Origin of the sequence: Pseudomonas fungipugnans, from assembly GCF_029955235.1 — a bacterium.
In the GTDB taxonomy this organism is placed as follows: domain Bacteria; phylum Pseudomonadota; class Gammaproteobacteria; order Pseudomonadales; family Pseudomonadaceae; genus Aquipseudomonas; species Aquipseudomonas fungipugnans.
The window spans coordinates 2,265,382-2,287,171 of record NZ_JARBWL010000001.1; the positions used below are offsets into that span (position 1 = coordinate 2,265,382).

21 protein-coding genes and 1 tRNA gene are annotated in these 21,790 nt (G+C 59.6%); all 22 read right to left on the bottom strand.

All coding sequences use genetic code 11. From position 1 onward, the window contains the following. Positions 1-13 precede the first annotated feature (13 nt). Positions 14-1,072: a quinolinate synthase NadA gene (nadA, locus tag POF45_RS09175; protein WP_259496038.1), complete on the bottom strand. Its 1,059-nt coding sequence runs from the start codon at positions 1,070-1,072 to the stop codon at positions 14-16. A 175-nt stretch (positions 1,073-1,247) separates the two neighbouring features. After that, the gene (locus POF45_RS09180) at positions 1,248-2,318 is read right to left on the bottom strand and encodes an ABC transporter ATP-binding protein (protein ID WP_259496039.1); all 1,071 of its coding nucleotides are present in this window, start codon (positions 2,316-2,318) and stop codon (positions 1,248-1,250) included. 9 nt (positions 2,319-2,327) lie between these two features. Next, positions 2,328-3,908 (bottom strand): ABC transporter permease, encoded by a 1,581-nt coding sequence (locus POF45_RS09185; RefSeq protein ID WP_259496040.1) that lies wholly within the window; start codon positions 3,906-3,908, stop codon positions 2,328-2,330. Beyond that, positions 3,909-4,922 (bottom strand): iron ABC transporter substrate-binding protein, encoded by a 1,014-nt coding sequence (locus tag POF45_RS09190; RefSeq protein ID WP_259496041.1) that lies wholly within the window; start codon positions 4,920-4,922, stop codon positions 3,909-3,911. 93 nt (positions 4,923-5,015) lie between these two features. Then, positions 5,016-6,320, bottom strand: a complete 1,305-nt coding sequence (gene efeB / locus POF45_RS09195; RefSeq protein ID WP_282315558.1) for an iron uptake transporter deferrochelatase/peroxidase subunit — start codon at positions 6,318-6,320, stop codon at positions 5,016-5,018. Next, positions 6,317-7,447 (bottom strand): NHL repeat-containing protein, encoded by a 1,131-nt coding sequence (locus POF45_RS09200; RefSeq protein ID WP_282315559.1) that lies wholly within the window; start codon positions 7,445-7,447, stop codon positions 6,317-6,319. The genes efeB and POF45_RS09200 overlap by 4 nt, the downstream gene beginning before the upstream one ends. An 83-nt stretch (positions 7,448-7,530) precedes the next feature. Continuing rightward, positions 7,531-9,036, bottom strand: a complete 1,506-nt coding sequence (locus POF45_RS09205) for a carbohydrate porin (protein ID WP_282315560.1) — start codon at positions 9,034-9,036, stop codon at positions 7,531-7,533. A gap of 423 nt (positions 9,037-9,459) precedes the next feature. Continuing rightward, positions 9,460-9,535, bottom strand: a tRNA-Lys gene (locus tag POF45_RS09210). A 63-nt stretch (positions 9,536-9,598) separates the two neighbouring features. Beyond that, positions 9,599-10,291 carry a 7-cyano-7-deazaguanine synthase QueC gene (queC, locus tag POF45_RS09215; protein ID WP_259496048.1) on the bottom strand — a complete coding sequence of 231 codons (693 nt, stop codon included), beginning with the start codon at positions 10,289-10,291 and terminating at the stop codon, positions 9,599-9,601. Position 10,292: 1 nt separating this feature from the next. Beyond that, entirely contained in the window at positions 10,293-10,940 is a 648-nt protein-coding gene (gene queE / locus POF45_RS09220; RefSeq protein ID WP_259496049.1) for a 7-carboxy-7-deazaguanine synthase QueE, read from the bottom strand. A gap of 167 nt (positions 10,941-11,107) precedes the next feature. Then, the gene (gene ybgF / locus POF45_RS09225) at positions 11,108-11,941 is read right to left on the bottom strand and encodes a tol-pal system protein YbgF (protein WP_259496050.1); all 834 of its coding nucleotides are present in this window, start codon (positions 11,939-11,941) and stop codon (positions 11,108-11,110) included. Between the two features lie 6 nt (positions 11,942-11,947). Beyond that, positions 11,948-12,445, bottom strand: coding sequence for a peptidoglycan-associated lipoprotein Pal (gene pal / locus POF45_RS09230; protein ID WP_090187413.1), 498 nt, complete (start codon positions 12,443-12,445; stop codon positions 11,948-11,950). 52 nt (positions 12,446-12,497) lie between these two features. Then, a complete protein-coding gene (tolB, locus tag POF45_RS09235) occupies positions 12,498-13,799 on the bottom strand; it encodes a Tol-Pal system beta propeller repeat protein TolB (protein ID WP_409077901.1) in 1,302 nt (433 codons plus the stop codon). Continuing rightward, positions 13,796-14,875 carry a cell envelope integrity protein TolA gene (gene tolA, locus POF45_RS09240; RefSeq protein ID WP_259496054.1) on the bottom strand — a complete coding sequence of 360 codons (1,080 nt, stop codon included), beginning with the start codon at positions 14,873-14,875 and terminating at the stop codon, positions 13,796-13,798. Before tolA ends, tolB begins: the two co-directional genes overlap by 4 nt. After that, complete coding sequence (tolR, locus tag POF45_RS09245; protein ID WP_259503251.1) at positions 14,875-15,327, bottom strand: protein TolR; 453 nt, start codon at positions 15,325-15,327, stop codon at positions 14,875-14,877. Before tolR ends, tolA begins: the two co-directional genes overlap by 1 nt. 23 nt (positions 15,328-15,350) lie before the next feature. Then, on the bottom strand, positions 15,351-16,046 hold the full coding sequence (gene tolQ, locus POF45_RS09250; RefSeq protein ID WP_047532507.1) for a protein TolQ: 696 nt from the start codon (positions 16,044-16,046) through the stop codon (positions 15,351-15,353). Further along, positions 16,036-16,503 (bottom strand): tol-pal system-associated acyl-CoA thioesterase, encoded by a 468-nt coding sequence (gene ybgC / locus POF45_RS09255; RefSeq protein WP_259496056.1) that lies wholly within the window; start codon positions 16,501-16,503, stop codon positions 16,036-16,038. The genes tolQ and ybgC overlap by 11 nt, the downstream gene beginning before the upstream one ends. 137 nt (positions 16,504-16,640) lie before the next feature. Continuing rightward, positions 16,641-17,702: a Holliday junction branch migration DNA helicase RuvB gene (gene ruvB, locus POF45_RS09260; RefSeq protein ID WP_259496057.1), complete on the bottom strand. Its 1,062-nt coding sequence runs from the start codon at positions 17,700-17,702 to the stop codon at positions 16,641-16,643. Next, the gene (gene ruvA, locus POF45_RS09265; RefSeq protein WP_259496058.1) at positions 17,703-18,320 is read right to left on the bottom strand and encodes a Holliday junction branch migration protein RuvA; all 618 of its coding nucleotides are present in this window, start codon (positions 18,318-18,320) and stop codon (positions 17,703-17,705) included. A 115-nt stretch (positions 18,321-18,435) separates the two neighbouring features. Further along, positions 18,436-18,960, bottom strand: a complete 525-nt coding sequence (ruvC, locus tag POF45_RS09270) for a crossover junction endodeoxyribonuclease RuvC (RefSeq protein WP_008147379.1) — start codon at positions 18,958-18,960, stop codon at positions 18,436-18,438. Between the two features lie 158 nt (positions 18,961-19,118). After that, the gene (locus tag POF45_RS09275) at positions 19,119-19,865 is read right to left on the bottom strand and encodes a YebC/PmpR family DNA-binding transcriptional regulator (protein WP_259496060.1); all 747 of its coding nucleotides are present in this window, start codon (positions 19,863-19,865) and stop codon (positions 19,119-19,121) included. A 122-nt stretch (positions 19,866-19,987) separates the two neighbouring features. Further along, positions 19,988-21,763 (bottom strand): aspartate--tRNA ligase, encoded by a 1,776-nt coding sequence (gene aspS, locus POF45_RS09280; RefSeq protein ID WP_259496061.1) that lies wholly within the window; start codon positions 21,761-21,763, stop codon positions 19,988-19,990. Positions 21,764-21,790 lie beyond the last annotated feature (27 nt).

Below are 21,790 nucleotides of genomic sequence, written 5' to 3' on the forward strand. Positions count from 1 at the left end.
GGCGTGTCAGGCCTTAGGCATTCCCCGCCAATTTCATCCGCGCTGCCTGGGTGAAATCCAGCATGCGCTTCAACGGGCGGATCGCCTGGGGGATCAACGCCGGATCAACAAAGATCTCGTTCGTCCCCTCTTTCAGGCTCTTGAGCGTGCGCTCCAGGGTGTTCATCGCCATCCACGGGCAATGCGCGCAACTGCGGCAGGCCGCGCCGTTACCGGCGGTTGGCGCTTCGATGAAGACCTTGTCGGGGCACAGCTGCTGCATCTTGTAGAAGATGCCGCGGTCGGTGGCGACAATAAACGTCTTGTTCGGTAGGGTTTGCGCCGCCGCGATCAGTTGGCTGGTGGAGCCGACGGCATCCGCCAGTTCGATCACCGAAGTAGGCGACTCCGGGTGCACCAGAATGGCTGCGTCAGGGTACAGCGCTTTCATGTCTTCAAGCTGCTTGGACTTGAACTCCTCGTGCACGATGCAGGCACCGTCCCACAGCAGCATGTCGGCGCCGGTCTTGCGCTGGATGTAGGTGCCCAGGTGCTTGTCCGGGCCCCAGATGATGGTCTCGCCGTTGTCCATCAGGCTTTCGACGATTTCCAGCGCGCAGCTGGAAGTCACCACCCAGTCCGCCCGGGCTTTGACTGCCGCCGAGGTATTGGCATAGACCACCACGGTGCGTTCCGGGTGCTGGTCGCAGAACGCCGAAAACTCGTCCACCGGGCAACCCAGGTCCAGCGAGCAGGTCGCTTCCAGCGTCGGCATCAATACGCGTTTTTCAGGGTTGAGGATCTTCGCGGTTTCACCCATGAACTTGACGCCAGCGACCACCACTGTCTTGGCCGGGTGAGCGTTGCCGAAACGGGCCATCTCCAGGGAGTCGGAAACACAGCCACCGGTTTCTTCGGCCAGGGCCTGGATGATCGGGTCGCAATAGAAATGGGCAACCAGCACCGCGTCCTGAGCCTTGAGCTCGGCGGCGATGGCGGCGCGGTAGTGGGCCTCTTCCTCGGGCGTCAGCGGCTTGGGCTGCTTGGCGTCGAGGTGGGCTTGAACCAGAAGGCGTTCGGAAATCTGCGTCATGTTCGCAAGACCTGCAGGCGCTTTCGCGCGAAAGTCGAGTATACACCCGGCTCCGGACCCTACTGGGTACCGCCGGGAAAGTGAGTATCATCAGGTACGGACAGCGTTGAAGCTGCGCAAGGCTACAGAATATCCCGTTGATGCAAAAGATGATTCTGAGTGTGGGGGATTGCGCTTAGCAGTCCGTTAACCGATAGACCAGCACTTCTGCTTCGACGGTGATCATGACTTCATCACCTGGCCTTGGACACAGATGCCCCGGCAAACGTGAAGTCAGCACGGTCGATGACCCGTCTTCGCCGGCAAGGCTCAGCCGCACGCAGGCATCGTGACCGTAATAATCGACCGTCAGCACCCGGCCTCGGGCCTTGGCCGCACCGATGCCCACGCCGTCATGAACCGGCACCAGCCGTATCTGTTCCGGGCGCAGCAACACCTCGACAGCCCCTTGCGGCATCCCGGCCATTACCTGCAATCGCCCCAAGGCACAGCTCACGAAACCGCCTTCGGCCACACCCGGCAACAGCACCGCATCGCCCACAAAGCGCGCCAGCTCAGGGTTCACCGGCGTCCGGTACAACTGTTCAGGCGTCGCCACCTGCACCAGCCGCCCCTCCAGCAACACGGCCACCTGGCTGCCCATCGACAACGCCTCGGACTGATCATGGGTAACCAGCACCGCCGTCGCACCCGCCGCCGATATCGCTTGCGCCACGGCTTGCCGGGTCTCCACCCGCAACGTCGCATCCAGCGATGAAAAAGGCTCGTCGAGCAGTACCAATGCTGGCGCTGGTGCCAGCGCTCGCGCCAACGCCACCCGTTGCTGCTGTCCACCCGACAAGGCATGAGGCGAGCGGCTGGCAAAGCTGGCGGGCAAGCCGACCAGCTCCAGCAATTCATCGACGCGGTGCCGGGTCTTGCGCAAGTGCCGTGGCAGGCCGAAGACGATGTTGTCGGCGACCGACAGGTGCGGAAACAGCGCGCCTTCCTGCGGCACATAACCGATGTGGCGTTTCTCGGACGGTACAAACAAGCCGGGGCCGGTGACCGTCTGGCCGTTGATCCGGATCGTCCCCGCATCGGCACGCTCGAACCCGCACAACAGCCGCAAGAGCGTGGTCTTGCCGCTGCCCGAGGGCCCGAGAATGGCCACCAGGCTGCCGGAGGACACCGACAAGTCGACGCCGCGCAACACGGCGGTACTGCCGAACTGTTTGCTGATGCCGTGAATGTGTAGATCAGCCATGAACCGTGCCTATGGTTGGATACCACCCAGCACTGCCGATTTGCCGAACAGCGACATCAGCAGCCAGGTGGAAAAAAGCGAAATGCCGACCAGCAGCGCGGCGTACGGTGCGGCGGCGGCAAAGGCCAGCGCCGACGTATCGACCCACACTTGCGTGGCCAGGGTGTGGGTGCCGATGGGCGACAGCAATAAGGTCGCGGTCAGCTCAGTGACAATGGTGATAAACACCATCGACGCCGCCGCACCGATACCCGGCCCGGCCAGCGGCAGAATCACTCGCCATGCGGTTTGCCAGCCGTTCAGCCCCAGCGAGCGGGCGGTGTCTTCAAGACGCGGCTCAATCTGCACCAGTGCCGCATGCACGCCGACCAGCGCGAGCGGCAGGAACAGGATCGAATAGGTGAGCACCAGCAACGCCGAACTCTGATAAAGCGGCTGGATGACATGGATCGAAATCGAAATCACCGCCAGGGCGATCACGATCCCGGGAACGCCCTGCCCCAGATAAGAAATACGCTCCAGCAACGTGGTCAGCCGGCTGGGGTAACGCACCAGCAAAAAGCCCAACGGCAATGCGAGCAGCGTGGTCAGCACGGCCCCGGCCAGACCAAACCCGAGCGACGCGCAGGTGGTGCTGATCAGTTGTTCCACTGACACTTCGACCGGCGTCACCGCCGCCTCACTGTGCTGCAACAGCCAGTAACCGATCATGCCCAGCGGCACGCCCAGTGTCGCGACGGTCAGGCCGGTGAAGCCGCTGAAGACCAGCCACTTCTTCCAGCCCAGCTCATAGCGAATAGTGGAGCGGCGCGCGCCCCGGTCTAGCCGGTCATAACGAGCCAGCCCGCGCACCTTGAATTCCGCGATCAGGCAAATCAGGCACAGCAGCATCAGAATGCATGCCAACACCGCCGCCCCGGCACCGTCGAAGCTGGCGCGGTACTCGGCGTAGATTTCAGTGGTGAAGGTGCGAAAGCGCAGCAACACGAATGCGCCGAACTCGGACAACACACTGAGGGCGACCAGCAACACGCCACCGAGCAATGCCGGTTTCAGTTGCGGCAACACCACACGAAAAAAACTGCGCCACGGGCCAAGTCCGAGGGAGCGGGCCGTTTCCTCCAGCGCCGGGTCCATGCCCCTGAGCGCGGCCGCAACGGGAAGATAGACCAGCGGAAAATAGGCGGTGGTCACGACCAGCAACGCGCCGCTGAAATCCTGCAGCGACAGGCTGAAAGACAGCCACGCATAGCTGGTGATAAACGGCGGAATCGCCAGCGGCACAGCTGCCAGCACTGCCCAGAAGCGGTAGCCGGGCAGGTGCGTCCGTTCGACGAACCAGGCCACGGCCGTGCCGATCACCGCCGAGGCAACCGTCGCCGCGACAACGATGAACAAGGTATTGAGGGCCAGCTCGCCCACCAGAGGACGGAATACCAGTTCAATCGCGTCCTGGTAGCCAAAGCTCGCTGCCTGTTTCAAGGTGAACGCCAGCGGCACCAACACCAGCAGCGCCACACAGCAACAGACGAACAAAAGCCCGAACGGCGTACGCCGTTCGGGCTTGACCGCAATGGCCAGGTTAGCCATTTACAGCAGGCCGGCCTGACGCAGCAACTTGACCGCCTGGGTATCGTCACCCAGCGCTTTCATGTCCAGGGCGGGTGGTGACAGCTGGCTGAACGGCGTCAGCAAAGGATCAGGCGCCACACCGGCACGCAACGGATACTCGTAGGTCACCTTGTTCTGCGCCATCAACTGCTGTGCGCCTTCGCTGGTCAGGTAAGCCAGGAACTTGTTCGAGGCGTCCCTGTTGTGCGTGGTCTTCAGCACGGCTGCGCCCGACACGTTGACCAGCGCGCCGACATCACCGTTACCAAAGTGATAGAGCGCGCTGTGCGTGCCTTTATCACCCAGCTCGGCATGCAGGCGAGCCCAGTAGTAGTTGTTGATGATGCCAACCGCCACACCGCCACGGTTGACGGCGGCGGTGACACCTTCGTCGTCATTGAAAATCTGCGAGTTGGTGCGCAAGCCCTTGAGCCATTCCAGCGTCGCGGCATCGCCCTTCAACGCAAGTACGGCGCTGACCACCGGCAGGAAATCGCCATCGGATGGCGCGATGGCCAGCTTGCCTTTCCAGGCAGGGCCGGCCAGATCCAGCAGCGATGCCGGCAAATCAGCAGGCTGGATCAGCTTGGTGTTGTACGCCAGCACGTTCTCACGGGCGACCACACCGACCCATTCGCCGCTCGGCGAGTTGAAGCGTGCCGGGATGGTGGACAAGGTGGCGGGCTCGACTTTCTCCAGCATGCCTTTGCCTTCCAGCAACATCAGCTCGGGGGAGTTTTCGGTGAAATACACATCGGCGGGCGAGGCGCTGCCTTCGGCCAGCAATTGCGCCGCCAGTTCCGGACCTTCGCCGGTACGGACTTTCACCGAAATACCGGACTGCTTCTCGAAGTCCTTGACCAGCAGATTGACGGTCTGCTCGTGCTGGGCGCTGTACAGGGTCAACGAGGCCGCCTGGGAAACGCCCGACGCCAGCAGTGCTGCGGCTACGCAAGCGAGTTTGAACGTGCCGTTGAAAACGTTGAAAGACATTCGCAATGCTCCAAAAACCAAAGATGAGTACGCCCCACTGTGGGAGCAAGCCCGCTCCCACAGGGGTTTCGCTTAACTGACTGATTTGGGTGTTTACCCGGTCAGCCCTTCGAACAGCGCCGCGCCAATGAACGAGCCCTCGGCAGCCCCCGGCGGGCAGGCAAAAATGCCGCTGCCGACGTGGGTGGTGTACTGGTTCATGATGTCGAGGGAGGCCAGTTTCTTGTTGATCCTGATAAAGCCGGTGCGTGGATCCCGCTGATAGGCGACGAAAAACAACCCGGCATCCAGCATCATTCCCTGGCGCCATGGCGGCCAGCGTTCGGCATAAAAACCGACACCGTCGTTGAAGGAATAAGCGCGACGCAGGATTTGCGAACCGTCGTTTTCAGCGGCGGATGACAAGCGCGAATGCGCGGTTGCCGGGATCACCGGGTTGCCGTCCTGGTCCTCGGCGTCCAGGTCCAGCGGATCGGTTTCATGGGTCTTGCCCAGCGGCGCGCCAACGGCCTTGTCTCGACCGACGACTTCCTCCTGAAAGCCCAGCTCGGTCTTGTCCCAGTGCTCCAGCGCGATACGGATGCGCCGTACCACCACATAGGAGCCGGCCTTCATCCAGCCGCCTTCGTCACCGACCCAGAGCATCTTGCTCATCAGGTCGTTGTCGTGGGTCGACGGATTGTTGGTGCCGTCCTTGAATCCCATCAAATTGCGCGTGGTGCCGCCCGCAGGCGGTGGACTGGTAAAGCCCGATTGCACCCACTTGATCGTGGCGATGCCGGTCGCCAGATTGAGCAGTTCGCGCAAGGCGTGAAACGCCACTTGCGGATCATCGGCACAGGCCTGAATGCTCAGGTCACCGTCAGATTTTTCCGCAATCAGCTGGTCGCCATTGAATTTCGGCAAGTCGACCAGCGCTTCCGGCCGGCGTGCCGCCAAGCCGTAGCGATCCACGCCATCACGGGTGAACAATCCCGGCCCGAAGCCGAACGTGATGGTCAGGCGAGCCGCTGCAAGCCCCGCTGCCGAGCCGCCATCCAGCGCTGGAGCGTCCTTGGGCTGGCCCAACGGCTGCGCGGTTTCGCCACGGCTCATGCGATTGGCGGCGTCGGTCCAGCGCTTCAGCAGCGTGATGACATCGGCCCGTGTGCTGGTGTCGAGATCGAACGTGGCGAAGATCGAATGCGTCTGCTGCGGCGTGACGATGCCGCTTTGATGCACGCCATAAAACGGTTCAACCATGGACGCCGGACTGGCCGGCTGATCACGCCGGGTGAAGCGATCGGCAGCCGCCATGCCGCCGGCGCCGATGGCCCCGGCAGCAATGGCCAGGCCACCAGCGGCAGTCAACAGACCGCGCCGGGACAGACCGCTGTTAGTGTCGACGGGCTTGTTCATTTGGCCAGTACGAGCGTATTCACGTCGTCTTCCACGTAGTAGAAACCGTCGCCCGTCGGGGTCATGGCAATGCCGAACAAATCGCCGTTACCCGGTGGCACCTGAGCTTTGTTGGCGTCGATCCACTGCGCATAGAGTTGCTTGCCGGTTTGCGGGTCGATCTCGACAACCTTGCCGTTCAAACCGTTGGTGGTCAGCAAGTGGCCATTAGGCGCGGTGGCCAATGCCAGCGGACGCATCAACAAACCATCGTGGGTCAACGTGCGGCCGACACCGGCGCTGGTGGTACGGGTGGTCGCATCCCAAATTTCGCTGATGCGGTTGGCAACGGTATCGGAGACGTACAGCTTGTCGTCCTTGCCCAACGCCAGGCCGGTAGGGCCGACGAGGAACACGGCTTTGTCCGCCTGGGCGCTGAAGCCACCCGCTACCACTGTCTGGTTCTTGATAACCGGTGGCTTGCCATCGGCGATGGACAGTTCAAGACGCAATACCGTGGACTGGGTGACCACCGGCGGCGTGCCCTTGGAGCTGCCCATGCCGAAGCCTGCGTTGCTGACAAACAAGGTCGCGCTGGAGCCGTTGTCGATCACCGCCATGTTGCCCCACGGGTCGTTGATGTTCGGCCCCGACCAGACATCAGCAACCTTGCCGTTCGGATCCAGCACGATCAGGCAACCCGCGCCCTTGGTGTCGGTCGTACCGTCGTTGCTCGGGGTGCTGCCGACGATCACCCAGCCGCTCTTGAGCATGGTCATCGCTGTGCTGAGGCCGACGCCGCCCGGGCACTGAGGCAAGTCGTGGGGCAACTGGGCAAATAGTGACAACTGCTTGCTGGTCGGGTTGTAGTCAACAATGGTAGTGCCGACACCTTGCAGGTTGGCGGCGTTGTTGAAGTTGTCGACCAGCACGTCATCCTTCTGGATTTTCCCGGCGGACACCGGCGCGACGACGATCGCGTACGGGTTCTGGTCGCCGTTGTCCGGCACCGTGGACGTCAGGGTCAGGTGCTTGTGAATATTCTGCAGAAAACCTTGCGGCTCATCGGCCTGTGCCGAACCAAAGACGCACAGCGTGGCCAGCACCGCGATGCCTTTGCCAAGGCGCGGAAAGTTCAAATGTGTCATGCAATACTCCTGATATCTCGAACTCGGCAGGACCCGTGGGTCAGGGTCCGATTCATTTGTTCCCGGCTTAAGCGTTCACACCGCTACAGCGTGATGTTGGTGCGCAAGCCCCAGACAAAGGTGTTGCCGAGTCGCTGAGTCGGGTCGTTCGGGTTCTGCCCCGCGCCTGGATTGAGCGTGTATTGAATGTCCGGTTGCAGTTGCCACCATGGGGTCAACTGGTACTGGTAGGTCGCTTCGATGTAGGTCTCGCCGTGACGCTGGCGGTTGCCGGCATCGGCATCCAGCCCGCTGGCATAATTGCTGACCCTGGCGTAACCCATGCCCAGGTTGACCGTATCGGTATCACGTCCGGCAAAAGGCGCCGTCAGGCTGACGCCGGCGTTGGCACTGAAACCGATCAGGTTGCGATCACCCGGTGCGCCCATGACACGGGCAAACACGCCCAGCGCTTGCGGGCTGTCGTCGGCCTTGCGCCAGACCATCTGGTCCGCCACGGCGTAGACGCTGTAGTCACCCTTGTGCTCGGCCGGATTGCCGCTGCTGGCCGGATCGGCAAGCGAAAGCCCGTCGGCGTCGTAACGCTGATCGGCGAACTTCTCGTTGTTGTACCAGGCGCCAAGCTTGTAGGTGCCCGGCAGACCGTTTTTGCCACCGGTATCCAGTTGCCCGACCGAAGGCTGATTGACCCCGTACTGCAACTCGCCGATGAACATCGCACCGTCGTGGGTGTTGAAGTTGGTGCCGTGGGCGTTCGCCCGTTGTGGATCGCCCACGTTCGTACCGGCCGGGTTACCGTCGTATACGCCACCGAGAACGGTCAGTTCATCGGTCAGGTGAGCGCGCAGACGCACACCCAATGCGGACAGCGGGTAGGCAGGGCCGCCGGCTGGCATGTCGTAGGAAGGCACGGCCGGCCAGCCGAACATGGTGTTGACGAAGGTACCGGCGTACTGACTGACCATGAACTCCTGGTCGATACTTTGCTGGCCGGCGCGGATATCCAGCGCGTCATCGAGGAATTTCTGCTGGTACCACGCCTCCCACAGACGGGTGCCGGTGTCCGCTTCGATGCCGCTGGCGGTTTGAATACTGCCGAGGTTGTTCTGGCTCAGGTTGCGGCCGTGCACATTCACCGCGCTGACGTTGAGGGTGCCGCCCGCCAGGCCGAAGGCCTTCAGGGTGTCGAGTTTCAGCGTCATGGTCGTCAGGCCGTCATAGGCCCCGCCGCGCTTCAAACCACCGTTGGCGTTGTTCAGGTATTCGCTGGTTTCCGTCAGACCGAGGGTCACACCGTAGCCTGCCAGGACGGAACGCAAACCGCCGATATCACCGAGCATGTTTTGACGGGTCCAGAACCCGGTCCACTGATCGGCGGGCGCGGCCTTGATGGTCAGATCCGCTTCAGGCAGATCAGCCGGGTTGACGTCATCGGCCGCTGCAGATTGCGCTGCAAACGTCGGGCTGATCCAGGCGCAGGCGAACGCACAGGCGATGGCCGTCGCGAGGCCTGTCTTGCGGGCTGAAAATGAATCGGACCGGGTTATTGTTCGGTATTGTTTTGATCGGTGGAAAGACATCGCCCGCATCTATAGCTCCGTATCCCCTGGCCTGCCTGCGCCCTGCACCACCTCTTGGCGGGTGGTAGTCAAAGCTAGGCATGCATGAGAATAATAATGAGAATGACTATCGAAAACGCGCGAATATTAGGCACCGGCCCTTTTAAATACAATTTGTTTCAGATGACACTTTTTTCATGTTGGAGAGGCGGGATTTTTGCGCGTTCTCAGCAGGCTTGGAGACTGTCGGCCGAGCAGGCGACAGGTCTCAATGCTGTCGCATCAGACCTGCACAGACGTTGCGCTGGGGCAGGGTTTAGTATTTTGGGGGGAGATACAGGACGAGGCACGTTGACGTACACCGCCACTTGCGCGCTCTGATTTTTAGGCAAAAAAAAACCCGGAAATCCTCACTTTCGTGGGCCTTCCGGATTTTCTAAACTGCTATAAAAATGGTGGGTCGTGTGGGATTCGAACCTACGACCAATTGGTTAAAAGCCAACTGCTCTACCAACTGAGCTAACGACCCGCTGTGTGGTGGCGCGTATAATACTGATTTTTAAGGACTATTCAACACTTAATTTGAAATAAATCAAAAATAAGGTGTTGGGTCACTCACACCGGCCGCCGCAAAGCCTTCTGCACGCAGTCTGCAGCTGTCACATTTGCCGCACGCATGGCCATTATCGTCGGCCTGATAGCAGGAAACGGTCAGCCCATAATCAACGCCCAGCTTCACACCAGCCTGGACGATCTGTGCCTTGCTCATGTTTTGCAGCGGCGCCTGGATACGGAAACCATTGCCCTCGACACCGGCCTTGGTCGCCAGATTGGCCATGCGCTCGAAGGCTTCGACGAATTCTGGACGGCAATCCGGGTAACCGGAGTAATCCACCGCATTCACACCAATGAAGATGTCACGGGCGCCGAGCACTTCGGCCCAGCCCAATGCCAGGGACAGAAACACGGTGTTGCGTGCGGGCACATAAGTCACCGGGATGCCTTCGCTCGGAGCCTCTGGCACGTCAATGGAGCTGTCAGTCAATGCCGAGCCACCGATGCCGTCGAGGTTCAGGCCGATCACCTTGTGCTCGATCACACCCAAGTCACGAGCCACACGCTCGGCAGCATGCAGTTCGGCGCGATGGCGCTGACCGTAGTCGAAGCTCATGGTGTAGCAGCGATAGCCTTCAGCGCGAGCCATGGCCACCACTGTCGCCGAGTCCAGGCCACCGGACAGCAGGATCACTGCACGTTTTTCAGTGGTATTCAGTTGTTCAGTCATCTCAGCGCCCCGGCTCGTCATTCCAAAGATATTTATGCAGCTGCAATTGCAGGCGTACTGGCAGGTTGTCCGCCACCACCCAGTCAGCCAGGTCCCGTGCATTCAGGTCGTGGTGACTCGGCGAAAACAGCACTTCGCCGGCACGTCGCTCAAGACCGTACTGGATCAGCTTGGACACGGCCCAGTCATAGTCTTCCCGGGAGCAGATGACGAATTTCACCTGATCATTCGGCGTCAGCAGTTCGATATTCTCGTAGCGATTACGGTGTGCTTCTTTTGAACCCGGGGTTTTCAAGTCGACAACGCGACTGACCCGCGAATCGACGGCCGAGATGTCCAGAGCCCCACTGGTTTCCAGTGACACTTCGTAACCGGCGTCGCACAACTGCTTTAGCAATGGGATGGCGTTGGGTTGGGCCAGCGGCTCGCCACCGGTCACACAGACGTAACGCGGGCGAAAACCGGCCACTTGCTCGAGTATGTCGTCGAGTGAGCGCACCGTGCCGCCACTGAAGGCGTAGGCGCTGTCGCAGTATTGGCAACGCAATGGGCAACCGGTCAGGCGCACAAAAACAGTGGGCAGCCCGGCAGTCCGCGTTTCCCCCTGCAAAGAGTAGAAAACTTCGGTGATTCTCAATGTGTCTTGCATAGTCGCCACGGGCGTAACAGCTAAACAGGCTGTCCGCCTCCGTCAGGCACTTCAAGGAACCTCGCCAACGCGCAGATCCCAAAAAGCGGTGTTTCAGAAAAAGGGCGTGAATTCTAACGAAAAAACCCGCGGCAAGCGCGGGTTTCTTCAAAACGGGTCAAACAGGCTTACATGCGCTGCAAATCGCGCTGGGCCAACTGCGCGGCGGAAGTGCCCGGATATTGGGACACTACCTGTTGAAGAATACCTTTTACCTTGTCGGTATGACCAAGGCGGCGTTCTACGTCAGCCAGCTTGTACAGCGAATCAGGCACTTTGGCGTGCTTGGGGTACAGCTGCGAAACCTTGGCAAACGCCTGACCTGCACCTTGCAGATCGCCTTTGGCCAGGTTGACTTCGCCCAACCAGTACTGGGCGTTGCCCGCGTATTGGCTGTTCGGGTATTTGCGCAGGAAAGCGGCGAAGGCCTGGCTGGCCTTGTCGAAGTCCTTGGCTTTGATCAGGTCGAAGGCAGCATCGTAATAGAGCTTTTCCTTCGCCGGATCACCCGGTTCGCTGCTCGCGGCCGGGGCTTGGGCGGCTACCGCTCCTGCACCTGCTGCTGCACTGGGGGCATTGAGGTTGCCACCAGTGGAAGAATTATCAGGAGTCGCGGCTGGTGCAACGCCGGTTCCTATGCGCCGATCAAGATCCTGGTATCGCTCCAGGTTTTCCTGCTTCATGCGCGCTACATCATTTTGCAGAACTTCGATCACACCCTGTTGACGCGAGATCTGCTCCTGCATTTGTTGCAGTTGGTTGAACAGCTCGCCCTGTGCCGAGACAGGGGCCGAAACCCCTCCCCCGGCATAGGCGCCGTTCGTACCGTAACCCGCAGGCGGATAACTGCTCCCGCTATTGTTATAACCGGAGTTGTCATCGACCACAGGAACCGCAGCCCACACCGCAAGCGGTGCGAGACTGAGAGCCAGAACAGTTACAGCACGACGGCACGTTCGCATGACGAATTACTTACGCAGTTCGACGCGACGGTTTTGAGCCCAGGACTGCTCGTCGTTGCCAGTAGCAACTGGACGCTCTTCGCCGTAGGAAACCAGTTCCAGCTGAGCTGGGGAAACACCTTGCAGTACCAGGTAGCGCTGAACGGCTTTCGCACGACGCTCGCCCAGTGCCATGTTGTACTCACGAGTACCACGTTCGTCGGTGTTGCCTTCCAGAACAACGCGAGCGCCGTTTGCTTTCAGGTCTTTGGCGTGAACGTCCAGAGCGCGCATGGCTTCTGGCTTCAGGTCCGAGCTGTCGTATTCGAAGTAGAAGGTGGTGATTGCGCGCAGAGCAGCTTCTTCGCTCAGGGAACCGTCAACGGCACCAGTGTTTGCGCCGTAACCAGCGTTTGGATCAACAGCGCCTTGACCGGCGTTGTCGCCGCCTTTGGACGAGCAACCTACAGCTACAGCCATGGCCAGAGCCAGCGCAGCAAATTTACCAAACTTCAGCATTTCCATCGTGAAACTCCTAATGAACCCCAGTGTGTTAAGTAAAACGTGTAGCGCCGCGTCAGTTCAGGTAAGGGGACCAGGAAGGTTCTCTGACTTCGCCTTGAGCGGTAGGAAGCGGGAGCCTTACGCGTCCATTAATGGACACGAGCATCAAGACTCCCCGGCCCTGCTGGCGGGTGGCGTAGATTACCATGGTGCCGTTGGGCGCAACAGTAGGCGACTCGTCCAGAGTGCTATCAGTTAGGATTTTTACGCTGCCGCGCTGCAAATCCTGGGCTGCCACCTTGAAATTAGTGAAGCCGTCCTGGCGGTGAATCATCACCAGGGTCTTTTCGTCAGCCGAAAGCTTGGGGTTGGCGTTGTAGTTACCAATAAAGGTCACACGTTCCGCACCGCCGCCACCGACGCTGGTTTTGTAGATTTGCGGCTTGCCGCCACGGTCGGAGGTGAAGTAGATGGTCGAACCATCCTTGCCCCAGAACGGTTCGGTGTTGATGCCGGGACCGGCAGTCACACGAGTGATCTGACGCGAACCCAGGTTCATCACATAAATGTCCGGATTACCGTCTTTGGACAATACGAATGCCAGGCGATTGCCATCCGGCGACCAGGCTGGCGCGCCATTGAGGCCTTCGAAGTTGGTGATCTGCTCACGGCGACCGGTGTCGATGTTCTGCATGAAGATCCGTGGACGCTTCTGCTCGAACGAAACATAGGCGATGCGTTTGCCATCGGGGGCGAAACGCGGCGACAGGATCGGCTCGCGCGATTGCAGCAGGGTCACGGCGCGGGCACCGTCGTAGTCCGAACGTTGCAGCGTGTAACGAGTGTTTTTCTCGGAGAAGCGCTCGGCGGTCACATACAGCAGACGCGTCGAGAATGCACCTTTGATACCGGTGAGTTTTTCAAACGACTGGTCCGCGATGAAGTGCGCCATGTCACGCAGTTGCTCGACACTACCCGACACGCTACCGGCCAGCACTTGCTGCTCGGTCGCGACGTTGAACAGTGCGTATTGCACCTGCAGGCGACCGCCCGCCGGAACAATGCTGCCGACCATGACGTACTGGGCACTCAGTGCCTTCCAGTCACGGAAGATGATTTCGCTGGCCTGGGTCGGCTGGCTGATCATGTTCTGCTTTGGAATCGGCGAGTAGTAACCCGAGTTGCGCAGGTCATTGCCGATGATTTCAGCCATGTCGTCCGGCAGCACGGTGCCGCCCTGGAAACCGAACGGTACGACGGCGATCGGGGTCGCCCGATCACTGCCGCTGGTAACCAGAATGTTTTTTTCATCCGCCGCCGCTATCCCTGCCAGGCAGCAAATAACGACAAGCATTCCTCGAAGAAGGTTTCTCACAAGGCTAGATCCTCAGGTGTGAATGTCATCTTGAATGAACGATACGGAGCAAAATCGCTCGGCTTCATTCCCTGCATTTCTGTCAAACGTCCAATATTCTTGACCGCAGCCACGGCTGACGCGTCAAACGGACCGTCGCCACTGGACTTGAGCACGCTGACAGAAGTCACCGTACCGTCCGGCAACATGCCGATTTGCAACACGACCGACATACCCTTGCGTGCCGAAGGTGGACGAGCCCAACCCTCTGCTGCACGAGAACGAATCAGGTCATCGAAACTACCCGCGACTTCGTCACCCTGCTCATCGGCCAAGGCCTGCTGGCGCTGCGGCGTGTCGGAAAGCAAATCTGCCAGGGCCTGAGCCTTTTTGTCCTCGGCGGATTTACGTGCCGCGTCCTGCGATTTTTTCTTCGCAGCATCGGCAGCAGCTTTCTTCTTCGCGTCTTCGGCGACTTTCTTCTTCGCCTCTTCAGCTTCAGCTTTCTTCTTGGCGTCTTCAGCGGCTTTCTTCTTCGCGTCTTCGACGATCTTTTTCTTCGCTTCGTCAGCGGCCGCTTTCTTGGCCTCTTCTTGCGCGGCTTCCTTGGCTTCTTCTTCAGCTTTCTTCTTGGCTATATCAGCCAATTGTTTCTGTTCTGCCTTTTTGGCTTCGGCGGTCTTCTTCGCGTCGTCGGCTTTCTTGGCTTCATCAGCCTTTTTCGCCTCGTCCGCTTTCTTCGACTCGTCGGCCTTCTTGGCTTCCTCGGCCTTTTGAGCCGCTTCTTCTTTCTTTTGTTCCGCAGCCTTCACCGCTTCCTGCTCGACCTTCTTCTGTTCCATCTGTTCGACTTCGGTTTGACGCGCAGCAGATTTCTGCGCTTCACCCGCAATCTTCTGATTGGTCTGGGTGGTCGCCCGACTTTTCGATTTCAGCTGGTACAGGGTCGCCTGGACAATCGGCTTGGCCGGCGGCAACTCAGGCGTCAGGGCAAAACTGACGAACAGCATGCCGAAAACCAGCACATGCAAGCCAATTGCCCAAACGCTAGGCCAGAAGTAGCTTTCCGAGGCTGTTGGCTCTCGTTGTTGCTGCATCAGGGCGCCTCGGTAATCAAGCCAACATTCCCGACCCCGGCTTTCTGCAACCCGCCCATGGCACCCATGACAGAGCCGTAATCAACGGACTTGTCGCCACGAATGAAGACCTGGGTGTGCTTGCCGCCTTCGTTGCCGACGCGAATGATCTTGGTCACCGCATCAGTCATCTGCGGCAAGGTCATGGCCTTGTCCTGCTGCTTTTCGGTGTCGACTTCGCTGCCAAGGTTCCAGTAGTAGGTCTTGTCAGCCTTGATCGAAATGGTCAGGACCTGGGTGTTGTTGTCCTGCGGCAAGGCTTCGCTGGAAACCTTGGGCAGATCAACTTTCACGCCCTGATTGAGCATCGGCGCGGTCACCATGAAGATGACCAGCAGTACCAGCATCACGTCGATGTAAGGCACCACGTTCATCTCGGCAACCGGCTTGCGCTTTTTGCGAGCTCGAGCGATTAAAGCCATTGGAAAATACCTGCTTATTCTTCGCTGGTGTGCACTTTGCGGTGCAGGATCGCCTGGAATTCGTCGGCGAAGGTGTAGTAACGGCTCAGCAGGGTTTCACTGCGGGCAGAAAAACGGTTGTAAGCGATAACCGCAGGGATTGCCGCGAACAGGCCGATGGCGGTAGCCACCAGTGCTTCGGCGATACCCGGGGCCACAGTGGCCAGGGTCGCTTGCTGGGCAGTCGCCAGACCACGGAAGGAGTTCATGATGCCCCAGACCGTACCGAACAGACCGATGTACGGACTGACGGAACCGACGGTGGCAAGGAACGGCAAGCTCTGCTCGAGCTTTTCTTCTTCGCGGGAGATGGCCACGCGCATGGCACGGGCCACGCCTTCCATGACCGCTTCCGGGTCAACGCCTGGCTGCTGACGCAGACGGGAGAACTCCTTGAAGCCGGCGCGGAAGATTTGTTCGACGCCCGAATCCGGATCAGGGTTGCTACCGGCCTGACGGTAGAGTTTGGACAGGTCGATACCGGACCAGAAGCGCTCTTCAAAGCTCTCCAGGGCACGTCGACCGGCACGTATCAGATTGCTACGCTGAAAAATCATGATCCATGAGGTCACCGATGCGGCTACCAGAATCAGCATTACCAACTGCACCACGACGCTGGCATTGCTGACCAGGCTCCACATGGAGGAATGGTCGACGACGTTAGCTTCCACGCTTTATCTCCTGCTTTGAGTGTGTACCCGCGCCGCTCACGTCGGCAAAGGCCGCACGTAGAGCTTCGGGAATGGCCCGGGGTTTCAAACTGTTAGTGCGCACACAGGCCACCAAAAACTGCCCTTCACAGAGCAGCACATTATCCGTAGCCCGCCTGACCTGCTGTTTAAAGCGCAGGCTGACACGGTTCAATTCGATTACTTCAGCGCTTACCAGCAACTCGTCGTCCAGTCGCGCCGGCGCGTGGTAACGCGCTTCGCTGGAGTGCACGACGAACAACAGGTCCTCCCCTGCAAGCTGGGATTGGGCAAAGCCCAGGTTCCGTAGCCGCTCGGTTCGAGCCCGTTCCATAAACTTGAGGTAATTAACGTAATACACGATGCCGCCGGCATCGGTGTCCTCGTAATAAACGCGACAACGATGTGCGAACGGCCCAAGCCCGTTTTGCGCGCGCATACTCTAGTGCTTACTCCTCAGGTTGCCAATCCGGCCAGGCAACTGTTTTTCATTGTTCAGCGGCTTTCGAGTGAAAGATTCGTCATATGAGCCACTAGGACCACACATCCTGCGAATAAATCACAACGCAACGCTCATTAATCGTCCACTGCATCGAGAAACTCGTCTACCACTGGCATTTCGCCCATTCGTGACGGAATGTTTAAACCAAAATGCAGGTACGCATGCCGGGTCACCACCCGACCACGCGGGGTGCGCATGATGTAGCCCTGCTGGATCAGGTACGGCTCCAGCACGTCTTCAATCGTGTGCCGCTCTTCGCTGATGGCCGCTGCGAGGCTGTCCACGCCCACTGGACCGCCGTCGAACTTTTCGATCATGGTCAACAGCAAGCGCCGATCCTGGTGGTCGAAGCCACGTTCGTCGACATCCAGCAGGTTCAGCGCCAGATCGGCGATGGGCTTGGTGATATGGCCCTTGGCACGGACTTCGGCGAAATCCCGAACCCGGCGCAACAGACGGTTGGCAATACGCGGTGTGCCGCGGGCCCGACGAGCGATTTCAAACGCGCCTTCCGGGTCCAGTGGCAAACCGAGGATGCTTGCCGAACGACTGACAATCGTCGCCAGGTCGGCCGTGCTGTAGAACTCCAGACGCTGGACGATCCCGAAGCGGTCACGCAACGGGTTGGTCAGCATGCCGGCACGAGTGGTCGCGCCAACCAGGGTAAACGGCGGCAGATCAAGCTTGATGGAACGGGCGGCAGGGCCTTCGCCGATCATGATGTCGAGCTGGAAGTCCTCCATCGCCGGGTACAGCACTTCCTCGACTATCGGCGATAGCCGATGGATTTCGTCGATGAACAGCACATCATGAGGCTCAAGGTTGGTCAGCAGCGCCGCCAGATCACCCGGCCGTTCCAGCACCGGACCCGAGGTGCTTTTGATCGACACGCCCATTTCCTGGGCAATGATGTTGGCCAAGGTGGTTTTACCCAGCCCCGGCGGACCAAAGATCAGGGTGTGGTCCAGGGATTCGTTGCGCCCGCGAGCTGCTTGGATGAACAACTCCATTTGCTCGCGAACGGTCGGCTGACCAATGTATTCAGCCAGGCTGACGGGACGAATTGCCCGGTCCTGGACTTCTTCGCGGTCACGAGGGCCGGGGGCGGCGGCGATCAGACGATCAGCTTCAATCACTTAAATCATTCCCTTCAGGGCACGGCGAATCAGGTCTTCACTGCTCAAGCCTTTCTCCTTGATAGAAGAGATGGCCTTGCTGGCCTCCTGCGGCTTGTAGCCCAGGGAGATCAACGCGCTGACAGCGTCATTTTCGGCGCTGGCCACCGAGGCAGGCGCGTCTGGCCCACCCGGCTGGTTTGGCACCAGCGCGAACATCGCCGGCACGGTTTCCCAGGCCTTGAAGCGGTCCTTGAGTTCCACCAGCAAACGCTCGGCGGTCTTCTTGCCGACTCCGGGCACCTTGGTCAGCGCCGAGGTGTCCTGAGACTGCACGCAACGCACCAGTTCGTCGACTTCCAGGCTCGACATCAAGGCCAGCGCCAGTTTCGGTCCGACACCGTTGAGACGAATCAGCTCACGGAAAAAGTCTCGCTCACGCTTGCTGGCAAAGCCATAGAGTAACTGCGCGTCCTCGCGTACGACCAAATGGGTGTGCAAGGTCAGCGGTTCACCGACCGACGGCAAGCGATAAAGGGTGGTCATGGGCACTTCCAGCTCATAACCCAGACCGTTTACATCCAGAATCAGGTGCGGCGGCTGTTTCTCAGCCAGGGTGCCGCGCAAGCGTCCAATCACGTTTCAGATCCTTGAGCGTTGGCCAGCCCGAGGCCAGCGACAGACAGAACAAGGGATATGCGCCGACAGGACAGGCGCAAAACCCCTCATTCGCTAAAAATGATTGCTGATGCTATCAGAGACGCAGGCGTCCGCCACGACTACGTGCCGTGCCCAAGCCGTGCGGCAGCAGGCTGGAGCGGGTGTGAGCATGACAAATGGCAATGGCCAGGGCGTCGGACGCATCGATTTGCGGTTTGCTGGTCAATTTCAACATGTGCATGACCATCATCTGCACCTGCTCTTTATTCGCAGCGCCTGTACCGGTGACCGCCTGTTTGACCTGCGTCGCGGTGTATTCGGCAATTTCCAGGCTTTCTTCAGCACCGGCAACTATGGCCGCACCACGCGCCTGACCCAGCTTTAGTGCCGAATCGGCGTTGCGCGCCATGAAGACTTTTTCGATGCCCATGGTGACCGGACCATAGGTCTGAATCACTTCGCGCACGCCGCGATAAACGATTTGCAGACGTTCGTGCAACTCGCCGGAGCCGGTACGAATGCACCCCGATGCCACGTACACACAGCCACGCCCGGTATCGCGTACCACGCCATAACCGGTGATGCGCGAACCGGGGTCGATACCAAGAATTAAAGTCATAACGCCTGCGGGTTAGGTAAGAGCACTACATTCAATACAGCGAATAACAAATGTGGGAGCTGGCTTGCCTGCGATAACGCAGGCACATCAAACAATGATGTAGCCTGACACGCCATCATCGCAGGCAAGCCAGCTCCCACATTGAATCTTAGTCGCCCTTAACCGAGCTGTGCGGCCACCGACTCCGGAATATCCGCGTTGGAGTAGACGTTTTGCACGTCATCCAGGTCTTCCAGCATGTCGATCAGCTTCAACACCTTCTCGGCGCCTTCCAGGTCCAGTTCGGCACTGGTGGTCGGCAGCATCACGATTTGCGCATCATCCCCCTTGAAACCGGCCTCTTCCAGCGCGTTACGCACGGAATAGAAACCGGCAAACGAGGTAAATACGTCAATGGAGCCGTCTTCGTGGGTGACCACGTCGTCGGCATCGGCTTCCATGGCGGCTTCCATCAGCGCGTCTTCGTCCACGCCCGGCGCGAAGGAAATCTGCCCCTTGCGCTCGAACAGATACGCCACCGAACCATCAGTACCGAGGTTGCCGCCGCACTTGCTGAACGCATGGCGCACAGCCGCGGCCGTGCGGTTGCGGTTATCGGTCATGCATTCGACCATCACCGCCACGCCACCCGGGCCATAGCCTTCGTAGCTCAGTTCGACCATGTCATCGGTGTCGGCAGCACCGGCACCGCGAGCGACCGCGCGATCAATGATGTCGCGGCTCATGTTCGCGCCAAGGGCCTTGTCCAGCGCCAGACGCAGGCGCGGGTTGGAGCCGGGATCACCGCCTCCCTGACGAGCCGCAACGGTCAGCTCACGAATCCACTTGGTGAAAATCTTGCCCTTCTTGGCATCCTGACGTTCTTTGCGGTGCTTGATGTTCGCCCACTTGGAATGACCCGCCATAACTCGCTCCGAATTCTCTTTGAAACATTGCCCGCTGCGCCATGACGCGCCGGCCGGCAAACAAAAAATATCGACCAGCCAATGAAAAAGGCGCATCCGAAGATGCGCCTGCAAGGACTGATTTACTCAGCCTTTGGTGTTTCGCGCAGACGGATGTGCAGTTCGCGCAATGCCTTGGCATCCACCACACCCGGCGCTTGCGTCATGACATCGGCAGCACTTTGGGTTTTCGGGAAGGCAATCACTTCACGAATCGACTGGGCACCGGTCATCAGCATTACCAGACGATCAAGGCCGAAGGCCAGGCCGCCGTGTGGTGGTGCGCCGTATTTCAGGGCGTCGAGCAGGAAGCCGAATTTCTCTTCCTGTTCCGCTTCATTGATACCCAGCAGGCGGAAGACCGATTGCTGCATTTCCTTGCGGTGAATACGGATCGAACCGCCACCCAGCTCGGTGCCGTTCAGCACCATGTCGTAGGCACGGGACAAAGCCGTCGCCGGGCTGGCTTCCAGTTCTTGCGGCGTGCATTTCGGCGCAGTGAACGGGTGATGCAGGGCGCTGAAGCTGCCGTCGTCGTTTTCTTCGAACATCGGGAAGTCGACAACCCACATTGGCGCCCACTTGCAGGTCAGCAGGTTCAGGTCGTTGCCGACCTTGATCCGCAGTGCACCCAGCGCTTCGCTGACGATCTTCGACTTGTCGGCACCGAAGAACACGATGTCGCCATCGACCGCACCAACGCGATCAAGGATCACGTTGAGGTTGGCTTCAGGGATGTTCTTGACGATTGGCGACTGCAGGCCTTCAACGCCTTTGGCGCGCTCGTTGACCTTGATGTACGCCAGACCCTTGGCACCGTAGATGCCAACGAACTTGGTGTAATCGTCGATCTGCTTGCGTGGCATGCTCGCGGCGCCTGGAACACGCAAGGCGGCAATGCGGCATTTCGGGTCGTTGGCCGGGCCGCTGAACACCTTGAAGTCGACTTCCTTGAGCTGATCGGCAACGTCAACCAGTTCCAGCGGGTTACGCAGGTCTGGCTTGTCGGAACCGTAACGGCGCATGGCTTCTTCGAAGGTCATGTGCGGGAACTCACCGAATTCCAGGTCCAGCACTTCCTTGAACAGGTTGCGGATCATCTGTTCGGTGATGCCCATGATCTCTTTTTCATCGAGGAAGCTGGTCTCGATGTCGATCTGGGTGAATTCCGGCTGGCGGTCGGCCCGCAGGTCTTCGTCACGGAAGCACTTGGCGATCTGGTAGTAACGGTCGAAGCCGGCCACCATCAGCAGTTGCTTGAACAGCTGCGGCGATTGCGGCAAGGCGAAGAACGAACCGGCGTGGGTACGGCTAGGCACCAGGTAGTCACGGGCGCCTTCCGGGGTAGCACGGGTCAGGATCGGCGTCTCGACGTCGAGGAAGCCGTTCTCGTCCAGGAAGCGACGGATGCTGGTGGTCATGCGCGAACGCAGGCGCAGCTTCTCGGCCATTTCCGGGCGACGCAGGTCGAGGAAGCGGTAACGCAGGCGTGTTTCTTCACCAACGTCGGAGAACTCGTTCAACGGGAACGGCGGTGTTTCCGACTCGTTCAGCACTTCCAGTTCGTAGCCCAGGACTTCGATCATGCCCGACGCCATGTTGGCGTTGGTGGCACCGGCCGGACGCAGGCGAACCTTGCCGGTGATTTTCACGACGTACTCGCTGCGCACGCGATCGGCGGCGGCGAAGCTCTCGGCGCGATCCGGATCGAACACCACCTGGGCCAGACCGTCACGATCACGGATATCGAGGAAGATCACCCCGCCGTGGTCACGGCGACGGTGAACCCATCCGCAAAGGGTAATTTCCTGGCCTTCCAGGCTTTCGTTCAGTTGGCCGCAATAATGGCTGCGCATCATGGTAGTGGTTCGCTTCTCGTAATTCGA

What these genes read in the sequence shown, in the direction of transcription:
- nadA (WP_259496038.1), bottom strand. Translation starts at nt 1,072, where the DNA reads ATGACGCAGATTTCCGAACGCCTTCTGGTTCAAGCCCACCTCGACGCC.
- POF45_RS09180 (WP_259496039.1), bottom strand. Translation starts at nt 2,318, where the DNA reads ATGGCTGATCTACACATTCACGGCATCAGCAAACAGTTCGGCAGTACC.
- POF45_RS09185 (WP_259496040.1), bottom strand. Translation starts at nt 3,908, where the DNA reads ATGGCTAACCTGGCCATTGCGGTCAAGCCCGAACGGCGTACGCCGTTC.
- POF45_RS09190 (WP_259496041.1), bottom strand. Translation starts at nt 4,922, where the DNA reads ATGTCTTTCAACGTTTTCAACGGCACGTTCAAACTCGCTTGCGTAGCC.
- efeB (WP_282315558.1), bottom strand. Translation starts at nt 6,320, where the DNA reads ATGAACAAGCCCGTCGACACTAACAGCGGTCTGTCCCGGCGCGGTCTG.
- POF45_RS09200 (WP_282315559.1), bottom strand. Translation starts at nt 7,447, where the DNA reads ATGACACATTTGAACTTTCCGCGCCTTGGCAAAGGCATCGCGGTGCTG.
- POF45_RS09205 (WP_282315560.1), bottom strand. Translation starts at nt 9,036, where the DNA reads ATGCGGGCGATGTCTTTCCACCGATCAAAACAATACCGAACAATAACC.
- queC (WP_259496048.1), bottom strand. Translation starts at nt 10,291, where the DNA reads ATGACTGAACAACTGAATACCACTGAAAAACGTGCAGTGATCCTGCTG.
- queE (WP_259496049.1), bottom strand. Translation starts at nt 10,940, where the DNA reads ATGCAAGACACATTGAGAATCACCGAAGTTTTCTACTCTTTGCAGGGG.
- ybgF (WP_259496050.1), bottom strand. Translation starts at nt 11,941, where the DNA reads ATGCGAACGTGCCGTCGTGCTGTAACTGTTCTGGCTCTCAGTCTCGCA.
- pal (WP_090187413.1), bottom strand. Translation starts at nt 12,445, where the DNA reads ATGGAAATGCTGAAGTTTGGTAAATTTGCTGCGCTGGCTCTGGCCATG.
- tolA (WP_259496054.1), bottom strand. Translation starts at nt 14,875, where the DNA reads ATGCAGCAACAACGAGAGCCAACAGCCTCGGAAAGCTACTTCTGGCCT.
- ybgC (WP_259496056.1), bottom strand. Translation starts at nt 16,503, where the DNA reads ATGCGCGCGCAAAACGGGCTTGGGCCGTTCGCACATCGTTGTCGCGTT.
- ruvC (WP_008147379.1), bottom strand. Translation starts at nt 18,960, where the DNA reads ATGACTTTAATTCTTGGTATCGACCCCGGTTCGCGCATCACCGGTTAT.
- POF45_RS09275 (WP_259496060.1), bottom strand. Translation starts at nt 19,865, where the DNA reads ATGGCGGGTCATTCCAAGTGGGCGAACATCAAGCACCGCAAAGAACGT.
- aspS (WP_259496061.1), bottom strand. Translation starts at nt 21,763, where the DNA reads ATGATGCGCAGCCATTATTGCGGCCAACTGAACGAAAGCCTGGAAGGC.